Source organism: Vibrio comitans, assembly GCA_024346835.1.
Classification (GTDB): domain Bacteria; phylum Pseudomonadota; class Gammaproteobacteria; order Enterobacterales; family Vibrionaceae; genus Vibrio; species Vibrio comitans.
This window is the reverse complement of record AP024867.1, coordinates 452659-472492: the sequence shown is the minus strand read 5'-3', so window position 1 is coordinate 472492 and position 19834 is coordinate 452659. Positions and strand designations below refer to the sequence as shown.

The window sequence follows — 19834 nt, the reverse complement described above, 5'->3', positions numbered from 1 at the left end:
TGATTAAAGCCCAGTTTTTACTGGGCTTTCTTATTTATGCTAGTGAGGCGCTCGATATTGACGAAATCATTGCCTCTCTGCGTACCTCTAAGATCTCTTCTATCATGGTGCCTTTAGCCTTCATGCCAAAGTGGTTCGCATAGTTATGGATCTTACTTACCTCATCCGGTTTCAGCTGATATACCTCTCGCTTAAGTCGAGCATTGGCTTCGCTTTTTATCAAACCTTGCTGCTGAAGCAGTTGAATGATTTGGGTATCTAATGGATGTTTTTTCTTAATCATAGGGTTATTTAATCAAGTTATTAAAAGGTGAAACTTATCGTTCTTATTGTGAGTCAGGCATGTTAGGAGGCATTGATTGCAGATACGTGATACTAGTGTTGCGTTTTTATTTGCATCGCACTATCTGCGGTTTGTGCTCACAAAAAACTAGAGCCTAGCTTTGCCCTGCTTATAAAAAGCACTGAAGATTAATGGCAAATACCGCATCAAGATAATGACTTAGATTAATATCAGATATAACTCCACTTTGAAGGGTTTAACCCTGCAAAATGCATTCGTTGATGGTATGGCTGTGGAGTATGCTGAATTAAATTGGAGCGTTTTTACTGTAAGGCGCTCAGCAGCTATACACTGATATTAGGTATTTTCTATGAGATTTAAGGCAGTTTTAACTTCATTATTGCTTACGCTTCTGTTCACTGGATGCGCTAAAACCACCGTGGTAACAAGTGATCAAGCATCAAAAGTGCAAGTCTTTTATACCGCACCGAGCCAGCAGCAATATGAGGAGCTGGGGCTCGTTTCAACGCAGACTGGGCAAACGATATTTCATGACAGAAGTAATGAAGGTATGTTGATTAAGCTACAAGAAAAGGCCTACAAAATGGGGGCTGATGCCATCATTGTGCGATCTGTTGATGAGAGTACATGGGGCTTTGTTGGCGACAACAGTACGGGCTTTGAAAAGGGTAAAGCGACAGCGGTTGCGATACGATTTAAATCCTAGGTTGGAAGGGGTGCAAATTAATAGTCTCAGTTTAGGAAAGTTAAACTGCTCAAAGCGTGATTGCTTTGAGCGGCTTTAATTAGCTCATAGAGTGTAAACCGAACATATTGCCTTCGGTATCTGTCGCTAGTGTCATAAACCCGTATTCTCCAATAGCCATTTTGGGCTGCTGGATGCTGCCGCCAGAGCTGGCAACTCTCGCTTCTTCTATGGCGCAATCATCACAAGAGAAATACACCAAGGTTCCTCCACTACCGGCTGATACTCCATTCATCTTAGCCAAGGCACCAGTAACGCCGTATTGCTCCATGTTAGAGGGAAAGCTCCACATTTCGATTTCATTGGCGCTGGGGTTGTCCATTTTTTCTAACTGGACATTAAACACGCTTTGGTAAAAAGCGATAGCTCGAGGCATATCATCAACATAGATCTCGAACCAAGCAACGGGATTTTTGGCCATGGCTGCAACTCCTCTAAATGTGTTTGTTACGATTGGTATAAGCTTATGCACAAGTTGGCAGAATGTCAGTGTTCAATAGGATTAATCTGACGTCAGGGAGAATTGGCTGAGTACTTGCTTTGCAAGCGCTTCATCGTCACTTTCAGACAGTCCGCTAATGCCGATGCCTCCAATGACAGATCCGCCTTTTTCGATTGGTAGGCCTCCCATGAAGCCGGTGATTTTAGGGTCAGTCCAATAACTCAGTTGTTTTCCTGTTTCTCTAGCCCATGCACCTAGATTGCCACTCGGCTGCCTATCTCGCGCTGAGGTATAGGCTTTGTTTTGCGCAAGTAAGCCAGCTTGTACACTAACCCCATCCATACGTGAAAATGCGATAAGTTCGCCATGGGTGTCGCAGATACTGACAGCAATAGCGACCTTTCTTTGTATGGCGACTTGCTCAGCTTTGTTCAGCAGCTCATGAGCGATTTCGTGGTTTAACATGAAGTTCACTCCTTTATGGTATTTCGTTGCCTAAGCTCTTTTCGAGCAAGGTAAACCATTGACTATGAGTTAGCTGCACTTGATTGACCTGTGCACAGGCCTTGATTCTATCCAAGTTCGTTGTGCCGATTACCGGCTGAATGTTAGCTGGATGGCGCGTTAGAAAGGAAAGAACAATCGCCTCACTGCTAACAGAGTGTTCTTCGGCAAGCTGTCCAACATAGTGGGCGGTATTGCGCACAACAGGGCAGTCATCTTTAAGGCCTCGGCTGCTGAATTTTCCTTGAGCTAAAGAGCCCCATGATTGCAACTGAATCCCATTGGCTTGGCTGTATTCAATAGTCCCAGTATCGAAGTTAGAATGCTGACCTTGGTGGTTTTGAGCCATGATGCCATCTTGTACAAAGTCTAATTTTGCTAGGCTCATTTCCAATTGGTTGATGACAAGGGGCTGATCTAGCGCAGATTGAAGGTAACGCATCTGATGTTGGTTCATATTGGAAACGCCAAAGTGCTTTACTTTGCCTGATTGGTGTAGCTGAGCAAAAGCTTGAGCCACTTCATCGGTTTCCATCAATGGATCAGGGCGGTGAAGTAGCAAAGTATCGAGGTATTCGGTGTTAAGGCGACGAAGAATATTCTCTACCGATGCCAAGATCCATTGCGATGAGAAGTCATAGCGCTTAGCTGCATCTTGGTCAGCAAATCGAATGCCACATTTTGACTGGAGATAAAGGGAGTTACGCAGGGTAGGATCTTGCTTTAGTACCTTGCCAAAGGCTTGCTCTGCTTTACCAAAGGTATAGATATCAGCGTGGTCAAATAAGTTGATGCCACTTTCAAGGGCGGTATCAATGATGCTGCGTGTTTGAGTGACGTCGCTTGACCTTACTGGTGTGTTATTCCATCCACCACCTAAACCCATACAGCCATAAGATAGCTGACTGACGTTAGGTAGATAAGTGGCAAGTGGTAGGGTTTTATTATTCATGTTTGCTCTCGTTGTTATCTAATAAGTACATTCTATTGTTCGTATTGATAATGATAAGAGCCTATCTACGAACTCATTGTTCGCTATAATGAATAATGTAATGAGTGGAGATTAAATGAACGAACATAAGCGAATAGAGCGTTTGATGCTCTTTGTTGAACTAGCAAGACAACTAAACTTTTCACGAGCAGCAGAAGTACTCGGTATTTCAAGAAGCTATTTATCCGAGCAGATAAAGAAACTAGAGAGTGAGCTTCAGGCCCCGTTAGTGGTAAGAACGACACGTAGCGTAAGGTTAACACCAGAGGGTGAGCGTGCTTATCAACAAGGATTGAGCATACGAAGTGCTGTTCTTGATTTGGAGAGAAACCTCAATAGCGAACACAATGAGATTTCAGGACTGCTGCGACTTACTGCCCCTAAGATGTTTGCTGAATCCATCTTGATGGAGCTTTGCCGGGAGTTCAAACAACGTCATCCAGAGATAATATTTGAGATTAACTCCAGCTATCAGTCATTTAATCTCAATCAAACGGATATTGATTTAGCGTTTCGCGCCACTCAATCGCCTCCTGAGGATATGGTGGCCTATCGATTATTTGATTATCAGCATTGGCTGGTGGCTTCGCCTAATTATTTACAACGCTTTGGCGTCGTTAATAGGGTTGAAGATCTTGATAAGCACCAATGCTTAACGACCTTACATCAACGTACTTGGCCCTTAAAAACGGCAGATATAAAAGTGAGTGGTTGGATGGCAAGTAATGATAATCGCATGCTTCGAGAGTTTGCATTAAATGATGAGGGTATAGTGCGTATCGCCAGTTACTTTGTCGAAAAGGATGTACAAAGCGGGCTGCTTAATCAGGTACTGGCAGAAGAGACCTCTGATGCGTTCAACTCTTTGTATATGGTCTATCCGCAGCTGATTTACCCATCGGCTAAACTGAAGGCGTTTGTCGAGTTTGTAAAACAGAGAGTTAGCACTCGTCAATGAGAGCGGTGATAGTCGGGGAAGTACTATTTCGATACTGTGCCTGAAAACTAAACTACTTTTGTATCTTCTCGGTATCGACAGTGGCAATAAGTATGTTGTTCTGTATGTACTTGTGGTGTAAATATTGTGTAAAATCATTGCGATAGTAATTCGTTTACAGTACGAATTTATGATAAGCTTACAATTAATATGCTCAATAGGTACTAAAAGGGGGTTGCAATGGCGAGAATTACCCAGCAGAAAAAAGAAGAGAACCTAGCTAAGTACAACGCATTGATTGTGAAGATCTTTCTTGCTGAAGGTTGGGAAAGCGTCACTTATGATCGGCTAGCCAAAGAAACTGGCTTAAGAAAGAGTACTCTGCAAGGTTACTACCCATCAAACCGTGAGTTTGCGATGGCGTTACAAGGTAAAATTCTGCCTATTGTTATGTCTTGTTTAGATTTCTCATCACGTGAGGCCTTTATTCAGTCTTGGGAGAAAGGGCTAACGGAAAAAGAGTTCTCTATGGTCATTCGTATGTTTGTAGCCAATGCTGCAAAAACAGAATCCAATCCATCTACCCAAAGAGGCGTGCTAAAGCTTATTGAAATCGTTTCTGAACATCTGCCTAATGAGAACGCTCGAGAGATCATTGATTTGGTCATGGGAAAGTCTGTCATGACGTTATTATTTGATAGAAAGAGTGGCGTTTAAGTCTTGGCTAACGCAATCTGTTGTACATACAAAATAAAACAAGTTTTCACAATTTGTAACTCATTGTTTATTAATGCATTTAGCTTATCCAACTTCAAAGCAAACGTTTGGTTGAGCAAAAATGCATTGACTCTGTGATTTATATCAACATAATACCGCCCGTTTGCGTGAAATTTGCGCATACATAATCTTTTTTGAATGTGTAGTACGGAGAGTAAAATGGCGGGCGACAATAACTATAGTCTTGGGCCGGTTCCAGCCGAGGCAAGAAAGGGCATGGCATCACTAACCATGGTGATGTTAGGACTGACTTTCTTCTCGGCAAGTATGTGGACTGGCGGTTCACTGGGCACTGGACTTAACTTTAACGACTTCTTCCTCGCTGTTCTTATCGGCAACCTTATCCTTGGTATCTACACTTCTTTTCTTGGCTACATCGGTGCTTCTACCGGACTTTCTACTCACTTATTAGCGCGCTTCTCTTTTGGTACTAAAGGCTCTTGGCTTCCGTCAGCATTGCTAGGCGGCACGCAAGTGGGTTGGTTTGGTGTTGGTGTAGCAATGTTTGCTATCCCAGTACAAAAAGCGACAGGCATTGATACCAATATTCTTATTGTTATCTCAGGTTTACTGATGACAGGTACTGTTTACTTCGGTATCAAGGCACTTATGGTGCTTTCTGCGATTGCTGTACCTGCGATTGCAGTGCTAGGTGGTTATTCGGTATTAACGGCTGTAGATAGCGTAGGTGGCCTTGATCAGCTACAGCTTATCCAGCCTGAAACACCTATCGATTTCTCTGTTGCTCTGGCTATGGTTGTAGGTTCGTTTATTAGTGCGGGTACGTTAACTGCGGATTTTGTCCGTTTTGGCAAGAAAGCATCGGGTGCGGTTGTTATTACTATGGTTGCATTCTTTATCGGCAACTCTTTGATGTTTATCTTTGGTGCAGCCGGCGCTGCGGCAACGGGTCAAGCCGATATCTCTGATGTGATGATGGCTCAAGGTCTATTGCTTCCTGCGATTATTGTGTTGGGTTTGAATATTTGGACTACCAATGAAAATGCTCTGTACGCATCTGGCCTTGGTTTCTCAAACATTACTGGCCGTTCAAGTACCATGCTGTCAATCATTAATGGCCTGGTCGGCACCATCTTCGCTCTGTGGCTGTACAACAACTTCGTTGGTTGGCTAACATTCTTGTCATTGGCTATTCCGCCAATCGGTGGCGTTATCATTGCTGATTTCATGACAAACAAAAAACGCTATAAAGACTTCGCTAAAGCAGAGTTTGTTGCGGTAAACTGGGCAGCAATTATTGCTGTGGCAGTAGGTGTAGCGTCAGGTAAATTCATCCCAGGTATCGTGCCATTAAATGCGGTATTGGGCGGAGCGATTTGTTACTTGATTCTTAACCCGTTGCTTAATAAAAAATCCCTGACGGAACAAACGGCTTAAAGGTAATTTATGAGCTCATTATTAATCAATAATGCACGACTTCCAGGAAAAGTAGGCTTACAACAAATCCTGATTGAAGATGGCAAGTTTGCACGTATTGTGAATGCCACCTCAATCGTTGATTTTGAGGGCAAAACTCTGGATGCAGAGGGCGGTATCGCGGTTGCTCCTTTTTGTGAGCCCCATATTCACTTAGATGCAACTCAAACAGCGGGTGAGCCAAGCTGGAACATTTCTGGTACTTTGTTTGAAGGTATCGAGCGTTGGGCTGAGCGCAAGCAAACCCTGACAATGGAAGATGTGAAGTCTCGTGCTAAGCAAACATTAAAGTGGCAGATTGCTAACGGTATCCAACACGTTCGTACACACGTCGATGTTTCGGATCCAACATTGCTCGCCTTGCGTGCTCTAGTTGAAGTACGTGAAGAGATGAAGCAGTGGGTGGATATTCAAATAGTCGCTTTCCCTCAGGAAGGGATTCTTTCTTACCCGAATGGTAAGGAACTACTTGAGGAAGCGGTGCAACTTGGCGCAGATGTTATAGGTGCTATTCCACACTTTGAGTTTACGCGTGAGTATGGCGTTGAGTCATTACATTATATTTTTGAGTTGGCTCGTAAATACGACTGCTTGATTGATGTGCATTGTGATGAGATTGATGATGAACAGTCTCGCTTTGTAGAGACTCTGGCTGCACTTGCTCATAAATATGAAATGGGCGAAAAGGTCACGGCTAGTCACACCACTGCAATGGGTTCGTACAACGGTGCTTATGCATCGCGCTTGTTCCGCTTATTGAAGATGTCAGGCATTAGCTTTGTGGCTAACCCGCTAGTAAACACTCACTTGCAGGGTCGCTTTGATGATTACCCTAAGCGTCGAGGCGTTACTCGCGTCAAAGAGATGCTTGAAGCGAACATCAATGTTTGTTTTGGCCATGACGATGTGTTTGATCCTTGGTATCCCCTAGGCACGGCAAACATGCTTCAAGTATTGCATATGGGTCTGCATGTTACGCAAGTCATGGGTTACGATCAGATCAATCAATCTCTGGATTTGATCAGTGCGAATTCAGCTCAAGCGTTAAACATTCAAGAGCATTATGGCATTGAAGAAGGAAAGCCAGGCAGTCTACTCATATTGCCTGCCGAAAACGGCTTTGATGCGGTTCGCCGTCAAGTGCCTGTTCGCTATTCAGTTCGTCATGGGCAAGTTATTGCCGAAACACAACCTGCCACAACTTCTATTCATTTAGAACAAACAGAAAGTGTGACTTTCAAGCGCTAAACACCTAAGCCGCCCTCAATAGGGGCGGCTATTTCGATGGCGGAATCGGCATATATTCTCTCCACCACCGATTTTGAAACTGTTCAATATTCTCTAGCGATACCATATCTCCAAATTCTGGAGTGATCAGCGTAACGTTGCTGCTTTGTGCTTCTTTATGTATTTCTTCCATAGGAGCAAACCAGGCATGATTGCTTAAATTGAAGGTGGCGTTGTGAATTGGCACCAGATACTGCCCATTTAGATCTTGGTGAGCTTGCACGGTTTGCTTAGGGAAAAGGTGCATGTATTGCCACAAAGTATTGTACGCGCCGTTTTCCATAAGAGTGATATCAAATGGTCCGTACTTTTCACCTATGGTTTTAAACCCCGAGAAATAGCCTGAATCCCCACTGAAGTACAGCTTGAAGTCATCATGAACCATCACGTATGACACCCACTGCGTTTCGTTTTGTCCGCCAATAGAACGTCCAGAGAAGTGTTGTGAGGGTGTAGCGATTATCGAAACCGAATCAATATCTATGGCTTCCCACCAAGCTAGTTCTGTCACATTATCATTGGGTACACCCCAACCCTCGAGAATCTGTTTTACTCCCAAAGGAACATAAAAGTGCTCGGTTTTTTTAATGAGAGCCTTAATCGACTCTTTATCTAGATGGTCAAAATGGTCGTGTGAGATAAGTACTCCTTTGAGTTGTGGCACCTGCTCTATTTCCATTGCTGGTGGCGTATACCGTTGCGGGCCGGCAAAAGATACCGGTGACGCACGCTTAGAGAATATGGGGTCGAACATCCAGTACTCATTATTGAGCCTAATTAGGATGGTGGAATGGCCAATTTTCGCCATTGAGAATCCATTCTTTTGTTCCATTGCCTCTATATCAATGTCGCGAGAGGGAAGCGCTTGCTCAGGTACGGCATAGTCATTGCCATCAAAGTAAATGGACTTCATTGCAGCTAACAAGCCAACGTCTTGTTTCTGATGTTCTGAGTTGAAAAATTTACCATCTTTAAACCCTTCAACCCCTGTGTAGTCTTCACTATGGCTACAGGCAAAAAGAAATGTGCTGAGTATGAAAGTAACGAAAGGATAGTACGATGTCATGGTCACTGCTGTTGGCCGATTGTCCGGTGATATCTTTAACTAACAGTAACCTCTCTATAAGGGTAGGTACAAATCAATAGAGCGAGGGTGTGATTTGGCAGCCTGAAAGGAGGTAATTTCAAGCTGCCAATTGTGGGATTAGAATTTATAGCTAATACCACCATAGAGCATGCTCATGTTCCATGTCGATTCTGTTTTGTGAATAGTCGTATTCTCAATCTCTGTGATATCCCCTTCATAGGCAACTCGCAATGTTAGTCCCTGAAAAGCGGTTATTGGTGAGTAGTCTAGGCCAATTCCGTAATGCCCTGCTGGACCAGAATCGCTGTCCAAGATAGCGACATCTCCTGACTGATGAAGGTCAAGCGCAGAGACACCGAGCTTTACAAAGGGACGAAGTCCGTTATCAAAGGTGTATCCAAGATTGGCAGAGACAGAGAGTGATTTTGGAGAGAATGCCTTGATATCATGTGACACATTATGGTCTGCAAATGGGGCAGGGGCTGCTCCGCTGATATTTATGTCTGCGCTACCATAGTCGTTGTAGGACGTCTCGATGCCTATGATTCGATTGAAAAAGTAGCCCCCATAGATTGAAAAAGCAGTTCCTTTTGCATCCAGAGAAGTGTGAATGTTCTTTGAATATTCCTGACCTAAATCAGAGATAAAACCACCATCATCAAAGCTGGGTTTACCGACACCACCGCCGACATACCAACCACTGGTACTGTTTATATCGCTGGCAAATGATGATCCCGAGACCACTGCGGTCCCTATTAAGATCAGTGTTGTATAGAGTTTCATATTCCCCCCTTGGTGTATAAAACTTTGGAGAAAATGTAACAAGTAACGCTCGTGTTTCGATAAGCGTAATCGAAGTTACCAAAATAATACTATTGTATTACAAGGGTGGGTAGGTCATAAAAACGTCATAGCAGCTCAATATATTTGAGGCATCAACCTAGTATAAGTTGTTGTATCCTAAGTTTTTTACCATAAATACTGGCATAGTTTGTAGAGAGTCCTACGCTATAAGCAATTAGGGTAGTTGGCGATTTGAGGGTGCGAGTGTTTAGATATGGATATGCAGGTCTACTGTTTGCTAGTTCCTTTTGCTGGGCAGAAAGTTTGGTGAATCTGGATTATGAGAAGAGGAATAGTGAAGAGGATAAACAAGGCTATCAACTCATTGTTGAAAGTGGTGTGAATGAAACATTCATATCGTTAGTTGATGAACTCTTTCCATTCAAACATCCAATATCAGTTATCTATGGGAGCTCCTCAGACGATGGGCCTTATTACGATCCTGAAATTCATACCATCTATATACCCTATGTGTTTGTGCTCGAAGCTAAGCATTATTTTTCTGAGCATCGTTCAGAGCCTGATGCCAACCAAGGTGCGGTAGATACGCTGATGCATACTTTGCTACATGAAGCGGGTCATGCACTGGTGGAAGACAATGCTATTCCTGTACTTGGTAAAGAAGAAGATGCAGTGGATAATTTAGCGTCGATTGTCATGCTTAACTATCTAGACGAAGGTCAGAATGCCACATTGAATGCAGCAGACATGTTTGATTATGAATCAGAGTCGGGTGGAGAGTATTACGATTACGCTGAGTATGCGGGTGTTCATAGCTTTGATCTGCAACGCTATTTTGCAACTCTATGTTTGGTATATGGCAGCGATCCTAAAGAGAACCAAGGATTGCTTGACGAAATTGAAGACGAGTATCTAGCGGATCAACAGGACACCTGCGAGGAAACTTATCATCAGCTTTATGAAAATTGGCATCGATATCTCAATGACTCATCAAGTTAGAGGGCGTAGGTATTGAAACTAAAACTGTTAGGTGCAATGAGTGTGCTGACCTTGCCGTTACTGGTGACTGGTGCTGAATCTGATGTGCTATATGTTGAAGCATCGACATTTGAATTGGATAAACGCCCAAACGGGCCTGAGGTTTGGCTTTATACCAGCAAGGTGCCAGAGCTGAATGAAACCCTATATCAGGCTCGTTTTCTCTCTAACATGACCACGGTTTGTATTTCAGAGCTAGATTTTTCTTCAGTAGAGGTACTCGATAAGATCAACAGAAAAACTAGCTTTACCTTGGTGGATGGACAACTTAGAGGTAAACGCCCTGCTGGGTTGTTTACTATAACCTTCGATACGCAGGTGAAAGCATCTAACTTGTTGGCAAAAGTACCTAGCAGTTACTCTGTTGAGCAGCATTTGTATAACTACAATATGTTCGTCAGTGAGGCTCGATTTAGCTTTGTAATGCGACCGATCACTGAGGAGAAAGTGCTGGTAGACGTAAAGGCTAACAACAGAGTAAGTAACACCATTCCTAGGTGGGTGAACAATATGTTTCAGTCCAACGTTGAAGACAAAGTTCTGCACTTTCAAAGTGCGTTGAGTGAGCTTTGTTTACATAAGGGTAGGTAACATTGTGGGCGCAGAATCTTACTGGTTGATTGCTCTTGCGATGGCCGGGCTGAGTATTTGGAAAACGTACACTGGCCCCGCATTGGCAGGTTTTCTTTCGTTAAGCTACCCAGAGATGTTCATGTTTAATGTCCTGCCCGCAATGACCGCTGGTGTGTTTGGTTGGTACTTCGGTTCAGTTCTACATCTCCCATTGCCCTTTCAGAAGCAAGTACGCTTTCGTCCCAAACTTCGAAAATTTCTTAGAGCATGGAATAACTATGGTCAGGTCAGTATGGCACTGTTGGCTCCAATTCTTATTGGAATTCCGATATTTACTTTGGTCTCTCGCAAGCTAAAGCAACGCCTCATAACGACTTTTGTACTGCTCTTTTTTTCAATTTTGCTGTGTAGTGGGATTAGCTATTTCGGTTTTTTACTATTTAACTGGCAAGAGTACATAGCAATAGATGTTCTGTTACCGGCAATGTAACAGTTGTAGGAAAAGGTTTTTATGTTGAAGTCTATTGGTATTACTTTTTAATAATTGGTTGCAAATTATTGTCATTATCGTTGCGATAATTGATATCAGTTAAGAAATTTGTCTCTTTGCTACCTTAATCTGGATTGGATATTAACCAGTCTAGGAATAACAGTAGTATGAAATTGAAATCGCTCGTTGCTCTCTCTTTGCTTGCTCCTATCAGTGCTCTTGCCGATCATGACCACACAATAATTGATGGGCTAGACTTTGGCCCTCTAGCTCAACTGGTCGGTACGTGGAAATCTGTGGAAAGTGGTGGGGTAGATATATCACCTGCGCAAACGGGTACTCCGCAAGGTGAGGGAGCTCCTGCAATTACGCCTTTTTATGAAGTGATGACCTTTGAAGTGGCAGCCGATGCAGTGAATGCCAGTGAACAAACCTTGGTTGCTATGTACTACAAGCAAGAAGTCTTTCGAAAGGCTGATGATTCCAAGTTTCATGACCAACGTGGTTACTTTATCTATGATAAGGACAACCAAATTGTCTATAACTCATTCTGCGTACCAAGAACAACCTGCGTAACCGCAGAGGGTACAGCAGGCAACGAAATGACGCTCAAGGTATCTGATCGCGGCATCGCTGAATCAAACTACATGTTGAATAATGCCTCGACGACAGATTTCTCCATGAACATTAAGATTGATGGCGATACTCTAACCTACTCTCAAACCACAGCGCTTGATATCTACAACAAGTCATTTGCTCATACGGATTCATCGGTATTAGAGAGAGTGAAGTAGTAATCGGTTTTCTCCAGTTTACTCAAGGGTAACAGCACGGTTGCCCTTGCTCACTCTTGGATACCGCTGTTGTAAATAAAGGTCTCGGCAAATTGCCGAGACCTTTTGTTAGCTAAGTAACACTTTACTTGCTACTTGATGTTAATGTTTCTATCGCGCTGGTCGTACATATCTGGCGTGGTGTGTACACCACCTGCATAACCGGCTTTCTCAAGGGTTTCTCGCACTTCTTTTACATCCTCAGCGGTGACGACTATGTCTCGCGCCCCTAAATGATAACGGACGAAGGTAATTAGCTCTGCCAATTGCTGATCCGATAGAACATCTTCAAAACTGGCCATAGGCATGAAGTTCTTGTCTTCGACTAAGTATGTGGGCTCTAAGCCACGTACTGTCACTGCTATGGTGTTGAATGGGTCGCGGTGCATGATGATGCCATTGTCTAGAAGAGCTGGTGCTATCGGATCTCGCCCTTTACCATCTTCACCGTGGCAAGCACCACAGGTTTGTTGATAAATCGGATAGATATCCGAGTTGTAGGCACTGTCATCAAACCCTTTAGGCTTCAATACAACCGCATCAGGACTAATGAAGTTATTGGTATCGCCTTTAATTAGGTAGTAAGACATAGACTCCACATCTTCTCGGGTCATCAGGCTAAGACTGTTTTTCACTACATCAGCCATACCCGCAAAGGCAGTCCCCTTCGCTGAATGTCCGGTATGCAAAAAGTCAGTTAACACCTCAACATCCCAGCCATCAGTGTAAAGCTCGTTGGAGGTAATATCGGGGGCATTCCACCCATCGATAAGGTTACCTTGGAAGATGCGATCGGCAATTATGGCCTGAGCAATATTTCGCGGAGAATGGCACTCAGAACAGTGGCCTAAACCAGCGACCCAATACTTACCCTTCTGCCATTTTTCCACATCGTCGACACTTTCTTTAATCTCCGCAGGAACTTCATAGGAAAGGGGAGCGGTATCCATAAATACAATGTTCCAACTAAGTAATCCTAGTCGGATATTGGATGGGAAAATCATGCTGTTATCATCGTTACGTCTTGGCACTGCAGTGATCGATTGTAGGTATTCCCACATGTCGAGCATGTCCTGATCGGTAACGTATTGATACGAGGTGTAAGGCATCGCAGGGTAGAGGTATCCGTGTCGACCTTTACCATCAACTAGAGCAGCCTTAAAGTCTTCAAAGTCATACTCTCCGATCCCTTCGCTCGCGTGTGGGGTAATGTTGGTGGAGTAGACAGTACCAAATGGAGTCACGAAGGGCAGGCCGCCGGCAAAGGGTTCACCACCCTCTGCACTATGACACGCTACACAGTCACCAGCATGGGCAAGGTATTCACCACGCTCGATGGCCTCAGCGTCTAAGCTTGCGATTTTCGCATCCCAATCTAATCGAGACTTGGTCATCATAGCGCCGATGGCTAGGATTTGGTTGCGTGACAACTGTCCTTCAAATGCAGGCATAACGTTGTTTAGACCAAAGCGAATCGTGTGCTGGATCTCTTCTATACTGCCACCATGAAGCCAAGTGTCATCAGAAAGGACAGGCACCCCAAGCTCTTGATTACTGATTGAACCGTCGCCATGACAGGCTGAACAATATTGAGTGAACAGTTGTTTCCCAAGTTCTACTTTCACCGCAGGCACATTGGAATGTCGCTGATTTAACGAGGCTAAATAGTAAGAGAGCTTAGCAATCTCATCGTCGTTAAGAACCTCGTTATAACCTGCCATCGCACCATTGCGACCTTTCTCGATGGAATGAATGATGGCCTCATCACTTCCTCCATACATCCAGTCATTGTCGATAAGATTAGGGAAGTGCTTTTGGCCTTGGGCGTTATCCCTGTGACAAGCTGCACAGTGGGTTTGAAACAGCATTCGTCCAGAGGTCGTAATCGCTTCATTTTGAGCAAGACTCATTAATGAGGTGTCGGTAACCGTTGCAAATTGTTCGTCCAAAGTGGTGCTAGGGGAGCTTAACTTATCGTCACTTTGTTGCCAGTCGACCAAGCCCTGCCAGTTACCCAGACCCGGATAGAGAATTAGGTAGCCGACAGAGATAGAGAAAGCAATAAAGTAGCTTACAAACAATAGCTTAGGTGGAGGTGCATCATTTTCATCGATGCCATCAAAGGTCGCTAGAGACTTATTTGCATCTGCTTCATGGTTTTTGCGCCAATACTTGACGACAACCCCTACCATCAATATGAAGAAAACGACGGTGCAGATAACGGCCCATAAATTCCAGAAATTACTCATTGAGTTACTCCTTCTGCCGTATCAACCCCAAGGCTCTGTAGATATCGTATCAGTACTTCGCCTTTCGTTTTTCCGCGCACCTGCAGGCGTGCATTAGCGATATCATCTTCGCTGTAGGGTACGCCTAGAGTGCGAAGGGTGAGCATCTTGTCAGTAATGTCATCGCCAGAGAGTTTCTGCTCAAACAGCCACGGATAAGAGGGCATGATAGAGGTCGGAATGACATCTCTAGGATTAACGAGGTGCAGGACATGCCACTGATCCGAGTACTTTCTTCCCAAGTTGGTTAGATCTGGACCTGTGCGTTTAGATCCCCAAAGGTTTGGAAATTCATAGATATCATCCGGCTCTTGGTTTGCTCTGCCATTGCGTTTAACCTCTGGCTCCAAGGGGCGTACCATTTGCGTGTGACACACATGGCAACCCTCGCTGATGTAGATATCTCTGCCTGCAACTTCCACCGCCGTGAGTGGTTTAGCCATGCTGTTTGCAGCTAACTCAGGGCCTCGGACGATATTTGGCACAATTAGCACCAGAATAGAGAAGGAAGCAACAATGATGGTCGCAATGATGAGAATAACGACAGATTGAGTGAAGTCTTTACTCATTATGCTGCCTCCCTTTTAAGCACCAGTTTGGGCATCTTGACTGTCTTATACAGGTTGTACACCATCAGCAGTAGGCCAAGTACAAATAGCGCCCCACCGAAGAATCTGAGGAATAACCATGGCGCTTTGAAATCCATGGCTTCAACGAAGCTGTAAACCAGCTCGCCATTTTCACTCTGCGCGAGCCACATATAGCCCTCGCCGATACCTGCAACCCATAGAGCAATTGCATAAATAGCGACGCCAGCATGTGCAAGCCAGAAATGCCACTTAATAAGGCGGGTAGAGTACAGTTTATCTTTGCCCCACAGCTTTGGAATGAAGTAGTAGAAAACCGCAATCCCAGACATCCCAACCCATCCAAGTGCACCAGAGTGTACGTGACCGATAATCCACTCAGTATTGTGAGCGAGCATATTGAACCAACGAATTGCCAGCAGTGGTCCTTCAAATGTGGCTAAGCAGTAGTAAAGAATGGCTGAGAAGAAGAACAGCATGATGTAGTCGTTTTTAAGCTTCTCTTTGTTTTGTAGCAGCGTCATTGCACTGTTGAACGCGCCACCCCAAGAAGGTAACCAAAGGATCAGCGACATCACAATACCGATGTTTTGCACCCATATAGGCACAGATGAGTAGATGAGGTGATGAGTCCCCGCCCATGTATAGAAGCCGACCAACCCCCAAAAGTGAATGACAGAAAGGCGGTAAGAATAGATTGGTCGCTCTGCTACTTTCGGGATGAAGTAGTAGTTCATGCCAATGACGCCAGCAGTTAGCAGGAAGCCTACCGCATTGTGCCCCCACCACCACTGAACAATGGCATCTTGCGCCCCTGCAAACACAGAGTAAGACTTCATCATAGAGGCCGGAAGAGCCAAGTTGTTGACCACAAAAATCAGGGCGATCACGATAATAAATGCCGCAAAAAACCAGTTTGCCACAAAGATATGGTTGACCTTGCGTTTTGCTAAAGTACCAAAGAAAAGTATGGCGTAGAGCACCCACACGAGCACGATAAGTAAATCAATTGGCCATTCTAGCTCTGCGTACTCTTTTGACGTGGTGTAACCCAAGGGAAGAGATAGAAGAGCGAGCAGTAATACTAACTGCCATCCCCAAAACACCATCCAAGCCAGGCTTTTGTTGAATAAGCCACACTGACCAGTGCGCTGGGCGATGTACAAAGACGCACCCATCAAGACATTGACCACAAACCCATAAATAACACCAGAGGTGTGCAGTGGACGCAATCGACCAAACTGGAAGTATTCTGAGTCAAAATTGAGAACAGGCCAATAAAGCTGTGCGGCGAGTATAACGCCGATGAACATACCTACTACTGACCAAATTACGGACGCCACAACGAAGTATTTGACGACCTTGGTGCTGTACACCGTGGTTTCGTTTTCCATCAGAGAGTCCTTTACGGCTGAGTGTCTTGACCAAGCTGGGAGAAGTAGTACGAAATATCTTCAATATCTTGATCGGTGAGGGCATCCGCTTGTTGTTGCATTAAAATAGCTAACCCACTGGTTCTTTCTCGTGCTTTGTAGTCTTTAAGGGAGGAAATGAGGTAACCCATTTTTTGACCACGAAGGTTGGGGTAGGGATCAAGGGTGGATATGCCATCTTCGCCATGGCAGGTCATACATACTTTGGCCTTGGCTTTGCCGACTTCAAATTGAGCGTCTTCTTGTGCGTAAGCCGTCGCGCTTAATCCCAGTATTGCTAGTAACAGCAGTTTCATCGGTGTAAATCCTTTTCCGATCCTCTATTCGAACGAAAGAGAGGTATTGACAGATGTAGCCCAAAGTATAGTTAACCATTTGGATAAGGCGTTGCTTTGGTTGTTTTTTTGTACGTATCTGTAGATGAAAAAGTTTAGTTAACCGGAGCCAAGCACCTTATCAATTCCGGTTCTAAGGTGCTTGTTAACATTTATAGAGATTATGCTGGCGTTAAGCTTTGTGGGTCATTTGCTAGAGTTTGTATAATGTCTGAAGCATTCGCTGGGTCATCAGATTGTAGGTATAGCTCAATTAACTTTGTAATCTCCCAGTCAGCAAAGCTCTCTTGCACTGACAGTAGTTGGGTTGGCTTGTTGTTGTCCAAAATTAGCCATTGTGCTTGACCTTGATGTGATTCGGAGCTGATTAGGCGTTGGTCATTTACTTGCAAATAGTCTTTTAAAATTGCGGTAAGCTCGTTCATAGGTAGAGTCGATTCAATCCTATACAAATAGCCCCCTTGAACCTTTTGGCGTGCCCAGTAATCGATGTTATTTAAAACCAAGGTTTTATTGGAAATAAATACAGCGCAGCTGACAGTGGTAAATGAGGAAATTGCGACAGCAGAATGCTTGAATTCAGGCTGTCCGGACAATTTGTCGGTGGTGTTAGCAATTAGTGTACAAGGCTTACTATTTTTTGAGGTGGTCTCATTCCAATGTATTGGCATAAATAGCTGAGACGGAGATACCTCGGATGTAACTTTAGCCCGCACTAATGCCTCTCCTTGTTGATTAGATACCTTGGCTAATTGTCCGTCCAATATTTGGTATTTTGCCGCCGTCTCAGGGTGCACCTGTACAAAGGGTTCACTGATGTGTTCGGCCAATTTAGGCGATAGACCCGTTCTAGACATCGTGTGCCAGTGATCTCTAACCCGCCCGCTGTTTAGAATTAAAGGGTGAGTATCATCGATTTTGGCTAGAGCAGCTTGGTAGCTGACAGGAACAAATTGCGCTCGTTTATTGGGGGTATAAAACTGACCATTGCTAAGTAGCCTTTGGTTAATCACCTTATCTTGAAGCTCTATTACCGGCCATTGCTGAGGTTTAAGCTGGCTATAACCTTTATCATCAAGTTGGGTTAAACCGATTAGGTTAAGGTCGCGTTCAAAGTTTTCATTTCCTAGAGTCGTTAGTTTGGCGTATTCGGCAAATATCTCACCCTCGTGTATGTAGTCAAAGGCTTGTCTAAACCCCATCTTCTGCGCAACTTGGCTGATGATCCACCAATCAGGTTTCGCCTCTCCCGGGCTAGGTAAAATTCGTCGCTGTCTGGAAATTCGGCGCTCGGAATTAGTGACAGTCCCTGATTTCTCACTCCAACCTTGGGCAGGAAGAACCACATCGGCCAAGCGACTGGTTTCGGTATCAGCAATGCAATCTGAGACGACAACCAATGGACATTTCTCCAGTGCAGACCGTATCTTGTCGGAATTTGGCAAGCTGACCATAGGGTTGGTGGCCATGATCCACACGGCTTTTATCTTCCCAGAGTCTATGGCGTCAAACATGTCGATGGCTTTAAGGCCTGGCTTTGTGGCTAATGTATCCGTCTGCCAGTAATCACTGATTAGCTGCAAGTGCTCTGGATTATCAAATTCCATATGCGCGGCAAGGGTGTTCGCTAATGCCCCAATTTCTCGACCGCCCATAGCGTTAGGTTGCCCCGTAACCGAGAATGGTCCACAGCCTGTTTTACCTATTTTCCCTGTAGCAAGGTGACAATTGAGAATAGCGTTCACTTTATCTGAACCACTGCTGGACTGGTTTACTCCCTGCGAGTAAATAGTGACTACCTTATCTAAACTGGAAAACTCAGTGTAAAATTGAGTCAACTGCTCTGACGTAAGGCTAGTGATCTCTTCTATATCTCGCTGTGCAAGTGCTGCTTGAGTAGTCTCTTCAAAATGATCGGTGTGTGATGAGATAAACTCGTGATCTAACTTGTCTTGCTCAATAAGGTGCGAGAGTAGACCATTGAACAAAGCGACATCTGAGCCTGACTCAATGGGCAGGTGTGTATCTGCTATCTCACAGGTATCGGTCTTTCTTGGGTCAATAACCACTATCTTTAGCAAAGGTTTTTTTTGCTTGGCGGTGCGAAGGCGCTGAAATAAAACGGGATGGCACCACGCAAGGTTTGATCCCACAATCACAACCATCTCTGCTTGTTCCATATCTTCATAGCAAACGGGAACCGTATCGCTACCAAAGGCTCGTTTGTGCCCTACAACAGATGAGGCCATGCAAAGACGCGAGTTGCTGTCGATATTGGCTGTCCCCATAAAGCCTTTGATCAGCTTGTTTGCGACATAATAATCTTCGGTTAACAGTTGTCCTGAAACATAAAATGCCACCGAATCCGAGCCGTACTCTTGGATAGTTTGTGTAAACTTTTCTGCGACCATAGTGGTGGCGACTTCCCATGACAACTCTTTATTACCATGAGCAGTTTTTAGCGTAGGAGACAAAAGGCGGCCATCATGAATCACCGTTTCTCCTAGCGCTATGCCTTTGGTGCATAGCTTTCCATAGTTTGAGGGATGCTCCTTATCTCCTCGTATCTCAAGCTCACCCGAATGCTTCGGTCTGGCTTCAATTCCGCAACCAACACCACAGTACGCACAAGTGGTTTTGATCCATCCTTCATTATGTTCAGCCATGGGCGTTCCCTTTCATGTCTTAAGCTTCAATATTCATTACCTTGCAAAAAACAAACCAAAGCCTCAAAAAAGAAACTATTTAAAATAAATGCATTAAAAACAATAATTTAAAAATAACACTACCCCTAAAGTGGTAGTGTTATTTTATTGAAAACTGCTTACTGCGGTTGCTTTTGCACCAATTTAATCAATTTTGCACCGCGAATGGACATAAATTGAAACTTTATGTTTATCTGTATGAAAAATACGCAGAGTTGTTACTGGAGATTTACAAGT

The 19834-nt window shown here is 44.2% G+C and carries 20 protein-coding genes; 9 read left to right on the top strand and 11 right to left on the bottom strand.

From position 1 onward, the window contains the following. Positions 1-34 precede the first annotated feature (34 nt). A complete protein-coding gene (locus OCU46_RS15975; protein ID WP_141270647.1) occupies positions 35-283 on the bottom strand; it encodes a hypothetical protein in 249 nt (82 codons plus the stop codon). Between the two features lie 370 nt (positions 284-653). On the opposite strand from OCU46_RS15975, the gene OCU46_RS15970 reads away from it, so the two are divergent. Next, positions 654-1010, top strand: a complete 357-nt coding sequence (locus OCU46_RS15970; RefSeq protein ID WP_141270648.1) for a hypothetical protein — start codon at positions 654-656, stop codon at positions 1008-1010. A gap of 79 nt (positions 1011-1089) precedes the next feature. On the opposite strand, the gene OCU46_RS15965 is transcribed toward OCU46_RS15970, so the two are convergent. The 3 genes from OCU46_RS15965 to OCU46_RS15955 all read right to left on the bottom strand — a co-directional run bounded on the left by OCU46_RS15965 (position 1090) and on the right by OCU46_RS15955 (position 2947). Then, entirely contained in the window at positions 1090-1470 is a 381-nt protein-coding gene (locus tag OCU46_RS15965; protein WP_141270649.1) for a VOC family protein, read from the bottom strand. A gap of 81 nt (positions 1471-1551) precedes the next feature. Further along, positions 1552-1956 carry a GlcG/HbpS family heme-binding protein gene (locus OCU46_RS15960; RefSeq protein WP_141270650.1) on the bottom strand — a complete coding sequence of 135 codons (405 nt, stop codon included), beginning with the start codon at positions 1954-1956 and terminating at the stop codon, positions 1552-1554. A gap of 13 nt (positions 1957-1969) precedes the next feature. Beyond that, positions 1970-2947, bottom strand: coding sequence for an aldo/keto reductase (locus OCU46_RS15955; RefSeq protein ID WP_141270651.1), 978 nt, complete (start codon positions 2945-2947; stop codon positions 1970-1972). A gap of 115 nt (positions 2948-3062) precedes the next feature. Here OCU46_RS15955 and OCU46_RS15950 point away from each other — a divergent pair, with 115 nt between their 5' ends. The 4 genes from OCU46_RS15950 (at position 3063) to OCU46_RS15935 (ending at position 7385) form a co-directional block, all read left to right on the top strand. Then, positions 3063-3944, top strand: coding sequence for a LysR family transcriptional regulator (locus tag OCU46_RS15950; RefSeq protein WP_141270652.1), 882 nt, complete (start codon positions 3063-3065; stop codon positions 3942-3944). Positions 3945-4163: 219 nt separating this feature from the next. Further along, positions 4164-4640, top strand: a complete 477-nt coding sequence (locus tag OCU46_RS15945; protein ID WP_141270653.1) for a hypothetical protein — start codon at positions 4164-4166, stop codon at positions 4638-4640. A gap of 219 nt (positions 4641-4859) precedes the next feature. Further along, positions 4860-6098, top strand: a complete 1239-nt coding sequence (gene codB / locus OCU46_RS15940; RefSeq protein WP_141270654.1) for a cytosine permease — start codon at positions 4860-4862, stop codon at positions 6096-6098. Between the two features lie 9 nt (positions 6099-6107). Beyond that, positions 6108-7385, top strand: a complete 1278-nt coding sequence (locus OCU46_RS15935; RefSeq protein ID WP_141270655.1) for a cytosine deaminase — start codon at positions 6108-6110, stop codon at positions 7383-7385. A 28-nt stretch (positions 7386-7413) separates the two neighbouring features. On the opposite strand, the gene OCU46_RS15930 is transcribed toward OCU46_RS15935, so the two are convergent. Then, positions 7414-8490, bottom strand: a complete 1077-nt coding sequence (locus tag OCU46_RS15930; RefSeq protein WP_141270656.1) for an MBL fold metallo-hydrolase — start codon at positions 8488-8490, stop codon at positions 7414-7416. A gap of 138 nt (positions 8491-8628) precedes the next feature. Beyond that, positions 8629-9294 carry an outer membrane beta-barrel protein gene (locus OCU46_RS15925; RefSeq protein ID WP_141270657.1) on the bottom strand — a complete coding sequence of 222 codons (666 nt, stop codon included), beginning with the start codon at positions 9292-9294 and terminating at the stop codon, positions 8629-8631. A 264-nt stretch (positions 9295-9558) separates the two neighbouring features. Between OCU46_RS15925 and OCU46_RS15920 the strand changes: the two genes are divergently transcribed. From OCU46_RS15920 to OCU46_RS15905, 4 genes are all read left to right on the top strand, one after another. Continuing rightward, on the top strand, positions 9559-10314 hold the full coding sequence (locus tag OCU46_RS15920; RefSeq protein WP_244311370.1) for a DUF4344 domain-containing metallopeptidase: 756 nt from the start codon (positions 9559-9561) through the stop codon (positions 10312-10314). Between the two features lie 12 nt (positions 10315-10326). Continuing rightward, positions 10327-10944, top strand: coding sequence for a hypothetical protein (locus OCU46_RS15915; protein WP_244311371.1), 618 nt, complete (start codon positions 10327-10329; stop codon positions 10942-10944). Between the two features lie 4 nt (positions 10945-10948). Further along, entirely contained in the window at positions 10949-11416 is a 468-nt protein-coding gene (locus tag OCU46_RS15910) for a hypothetical protein (RefSeq protein ID WP_141270659.1), read from the top strand. Between the two features lie 167 nt (positions 11417-11583). Continuing rightward, positions 11584-12210, top strand: coding sequence for a heme-binding beta-barrel domain-containing protein (locus OCU46_RS15905; RefSeq protein ID WP_141270660.1), 627 nt, complete (start codon positions 11584-11586; stop codon positions 12208-12210). Between the two features lie 131 nt (positions 12211-12341). Here OCU46_RS15905 and OCU46_RS15900 read toward each other — a convergent pair whose 3' ends face one another. The 5 genes from OCU46_RS15900 to OCU46_RS15880 all read right to left on the bottom strand — a co-directional run bounded on the left by OCU46_RS15900 (position 12342) and on the right by OCU46_RS15880 (position 19558). Continuing rightward, complete coding sequence (locus OCU46_RS15900; RefSeq protein WP_141270661.1) at positions 12342-14498, bottom strand: c-type cytochrome; 2157 nt, start codon at positions 14496-14498, stop codon at positions 12342-12344. After that, positions 14495-15106, bottom strand: a complete 612-nt coding sequence (locus OCU46_RS15895) for a cbb3-type cytochrome c oxidase subunit II (protein WP_141270662.1) — start codon at positions 15104-15106, stop codon at positions 14495-14497. Before OCU46_RS15895 ends, OCU46_RS15900 begins: the two co-directional genes overlap by 4 nt. Further along, positions 15106-16518, bottom strand: coding sequence for a cytochrome-c oxidase, cbb3-type subunit I (gene ccoN / locus OCU46_RS15890; RefSeq protein WP_141270663.1), 1413 nt, complete (start codon positions 16516-16518; stop codon positions 15106-15108). Before ccoN ends, OCU46_RS15895 begins: the two co-directional genes overlap by 1 nt. Before the next feature lie 11 nt (positions 16519-16529). After that, complete coding sequence (locus OCU46_RS15885) at positions 16530-16853, bottom strand: c-type cytochrome (protein ID WP_141270664.1); 324 nt, start codon at positions 16851-16853, stop codon at positions 16530-16532. Positions 16854-17053: 200 nt separating this feature from the next. Further along, positions 17054-19558 carry a molybdopterin oxidoreductase family protein gene (locus OCU46_RS15880; protein WP_141270665.1) on the bottom strand — a complete coding sequence of 835 codons (2505 nt, stop codon included), beginning with the start codon at positions 19556-19558 and terminating at the stop codon, positions 17054-17056. Positions 19559-19834 lie beyond the last annotated feature (276 nt).

What these genes read in the sequence shown, in the direction of transcription:
- OCU46_RS15975 (WP_141270647.1), bottom strand. Translation starts at nt 283, where the DNA reads ATGATTAAGAAAAAACATCCATTAGATACCCAAATCATTCAACTGCTT.
- OCU46_RS15970 (WP_141270648.1), top strand. Translation starts at nt 654, where the DNA reads ATGAGATTTAAGGCAGTTTTAACTTCATTATTGCTTACGCTTCTGTTC.
- OCU46_RS15965 (WP_141270649.1), bottom strand. Translation starts at nt 1,470, where the DNA reads ATGGCCAAAAATCCCGTTGCTTGGTTCGAGATCTATGTTGATGATATG.
- OCU46_RS15960 (WP_141270650.1), bottom strand. Translation starts at nt 1,956, where the DNA reads ATGTTAAACCACGAAATCGCTCATGAGCTGCTGAACAAAGCTGAGCAA.
- OCU46_RS15955 (WP_141270651.1), bottom strand. Translation starts at nt 2,947, where the DNA reads ATGAATAATAAAACCCTACCACTTGCCACTTATCTACCTAACGTCAGT.
- OCU46_RS15950 (WP_141270652.1), top strand. Translation starts at nt 3,063, where the DNA reads ATGAACGAACATAAGCGAATAGAGCGTTTGATGCTCTTTGTTGAACTA.
- OCU46_RS15945 (WP_141270653.1), top strand. Translation starts at nt 4,164, where the DNA reads ATGGCGAGAATTACCCAGCAGAAAAAAGAAGAGAACCTAGCTAAGTAC.
- codB (WP_141270654.1), top strand. Translation starts at nt 4,860, where the DNA reads ATGGCGGGCGACAATAACTATAGTCTTGGGCCGGTTCCAGCCGAGGCA.
- OCU46_RS15935 (WP_141270655.1), top strand. Translation starts at nt 6,108, where the DNA reads ATGAGCTCATTATTAATCAATAATGCACGACTTCCAGGAAAAGTAGGC.
- OCU46_RS15930 (WP_141270656.1), bottom strand. Translation starts at nt 8,490, where the DNA reads ATGACATCGTACTATCCTTTCGTTACTTTCATACTCAGCACATTTCTT.
- OCU46_RS15925 (WP_141270657.1), bottom strand. Translation starts at nt 9,294, where the DNA reads ATGAAACTCTATACAACACTGATCTTAATAGGGACCGCAGTGGTCTCG.
- OCU46_RS15905 (WP_141270660.1), top strand. Translation starts at nt 11,584, where the DNA reads ATGAAATTGAAATCGCTCGTTGCTCTCTCTTTGCTTGCTCCTATCAGT.
- OCU46_RS15900 (WP_141270661.1), bottom strand. Translation starts at nt 14,498, where the DNA reads ATGAGTAATTTCTGGAATTTATGGGCCGTTATCTGCACCGTCGTTTTC.
- OCU46_RS15895 (WP_141270662.1), bottom strand. Translation starts at nt 15,106, where the DNA reads ATGAGTAAAGACTTCACTCAATCTGTCGTTATTCTCATCATTGCGACC.
- ccoN (WP_141270663.1), bottom strand. Translation starts at nt 16,518, where the DNA reads ATGGAAAACGAAACCACGGTGTACAGCACCAAGGTCGTCAAATACTTC.
- OCU46_RS15885 (WP_141270664.1), bottom strand. Translation starts at nt 16,853, where the DNA reads ATGAAACTGCTGTTACTAGCAATACTGGGATTAAGCGCGACGGCTTAC.
- OCU46_RS15880 (WP_141270665.1), bottom strand. Translation starts at nt 19,558, where the DNA reads ATGGCTGAACATAATGAAGGATGGATCAAAACCACTTGTGCGTACTGT.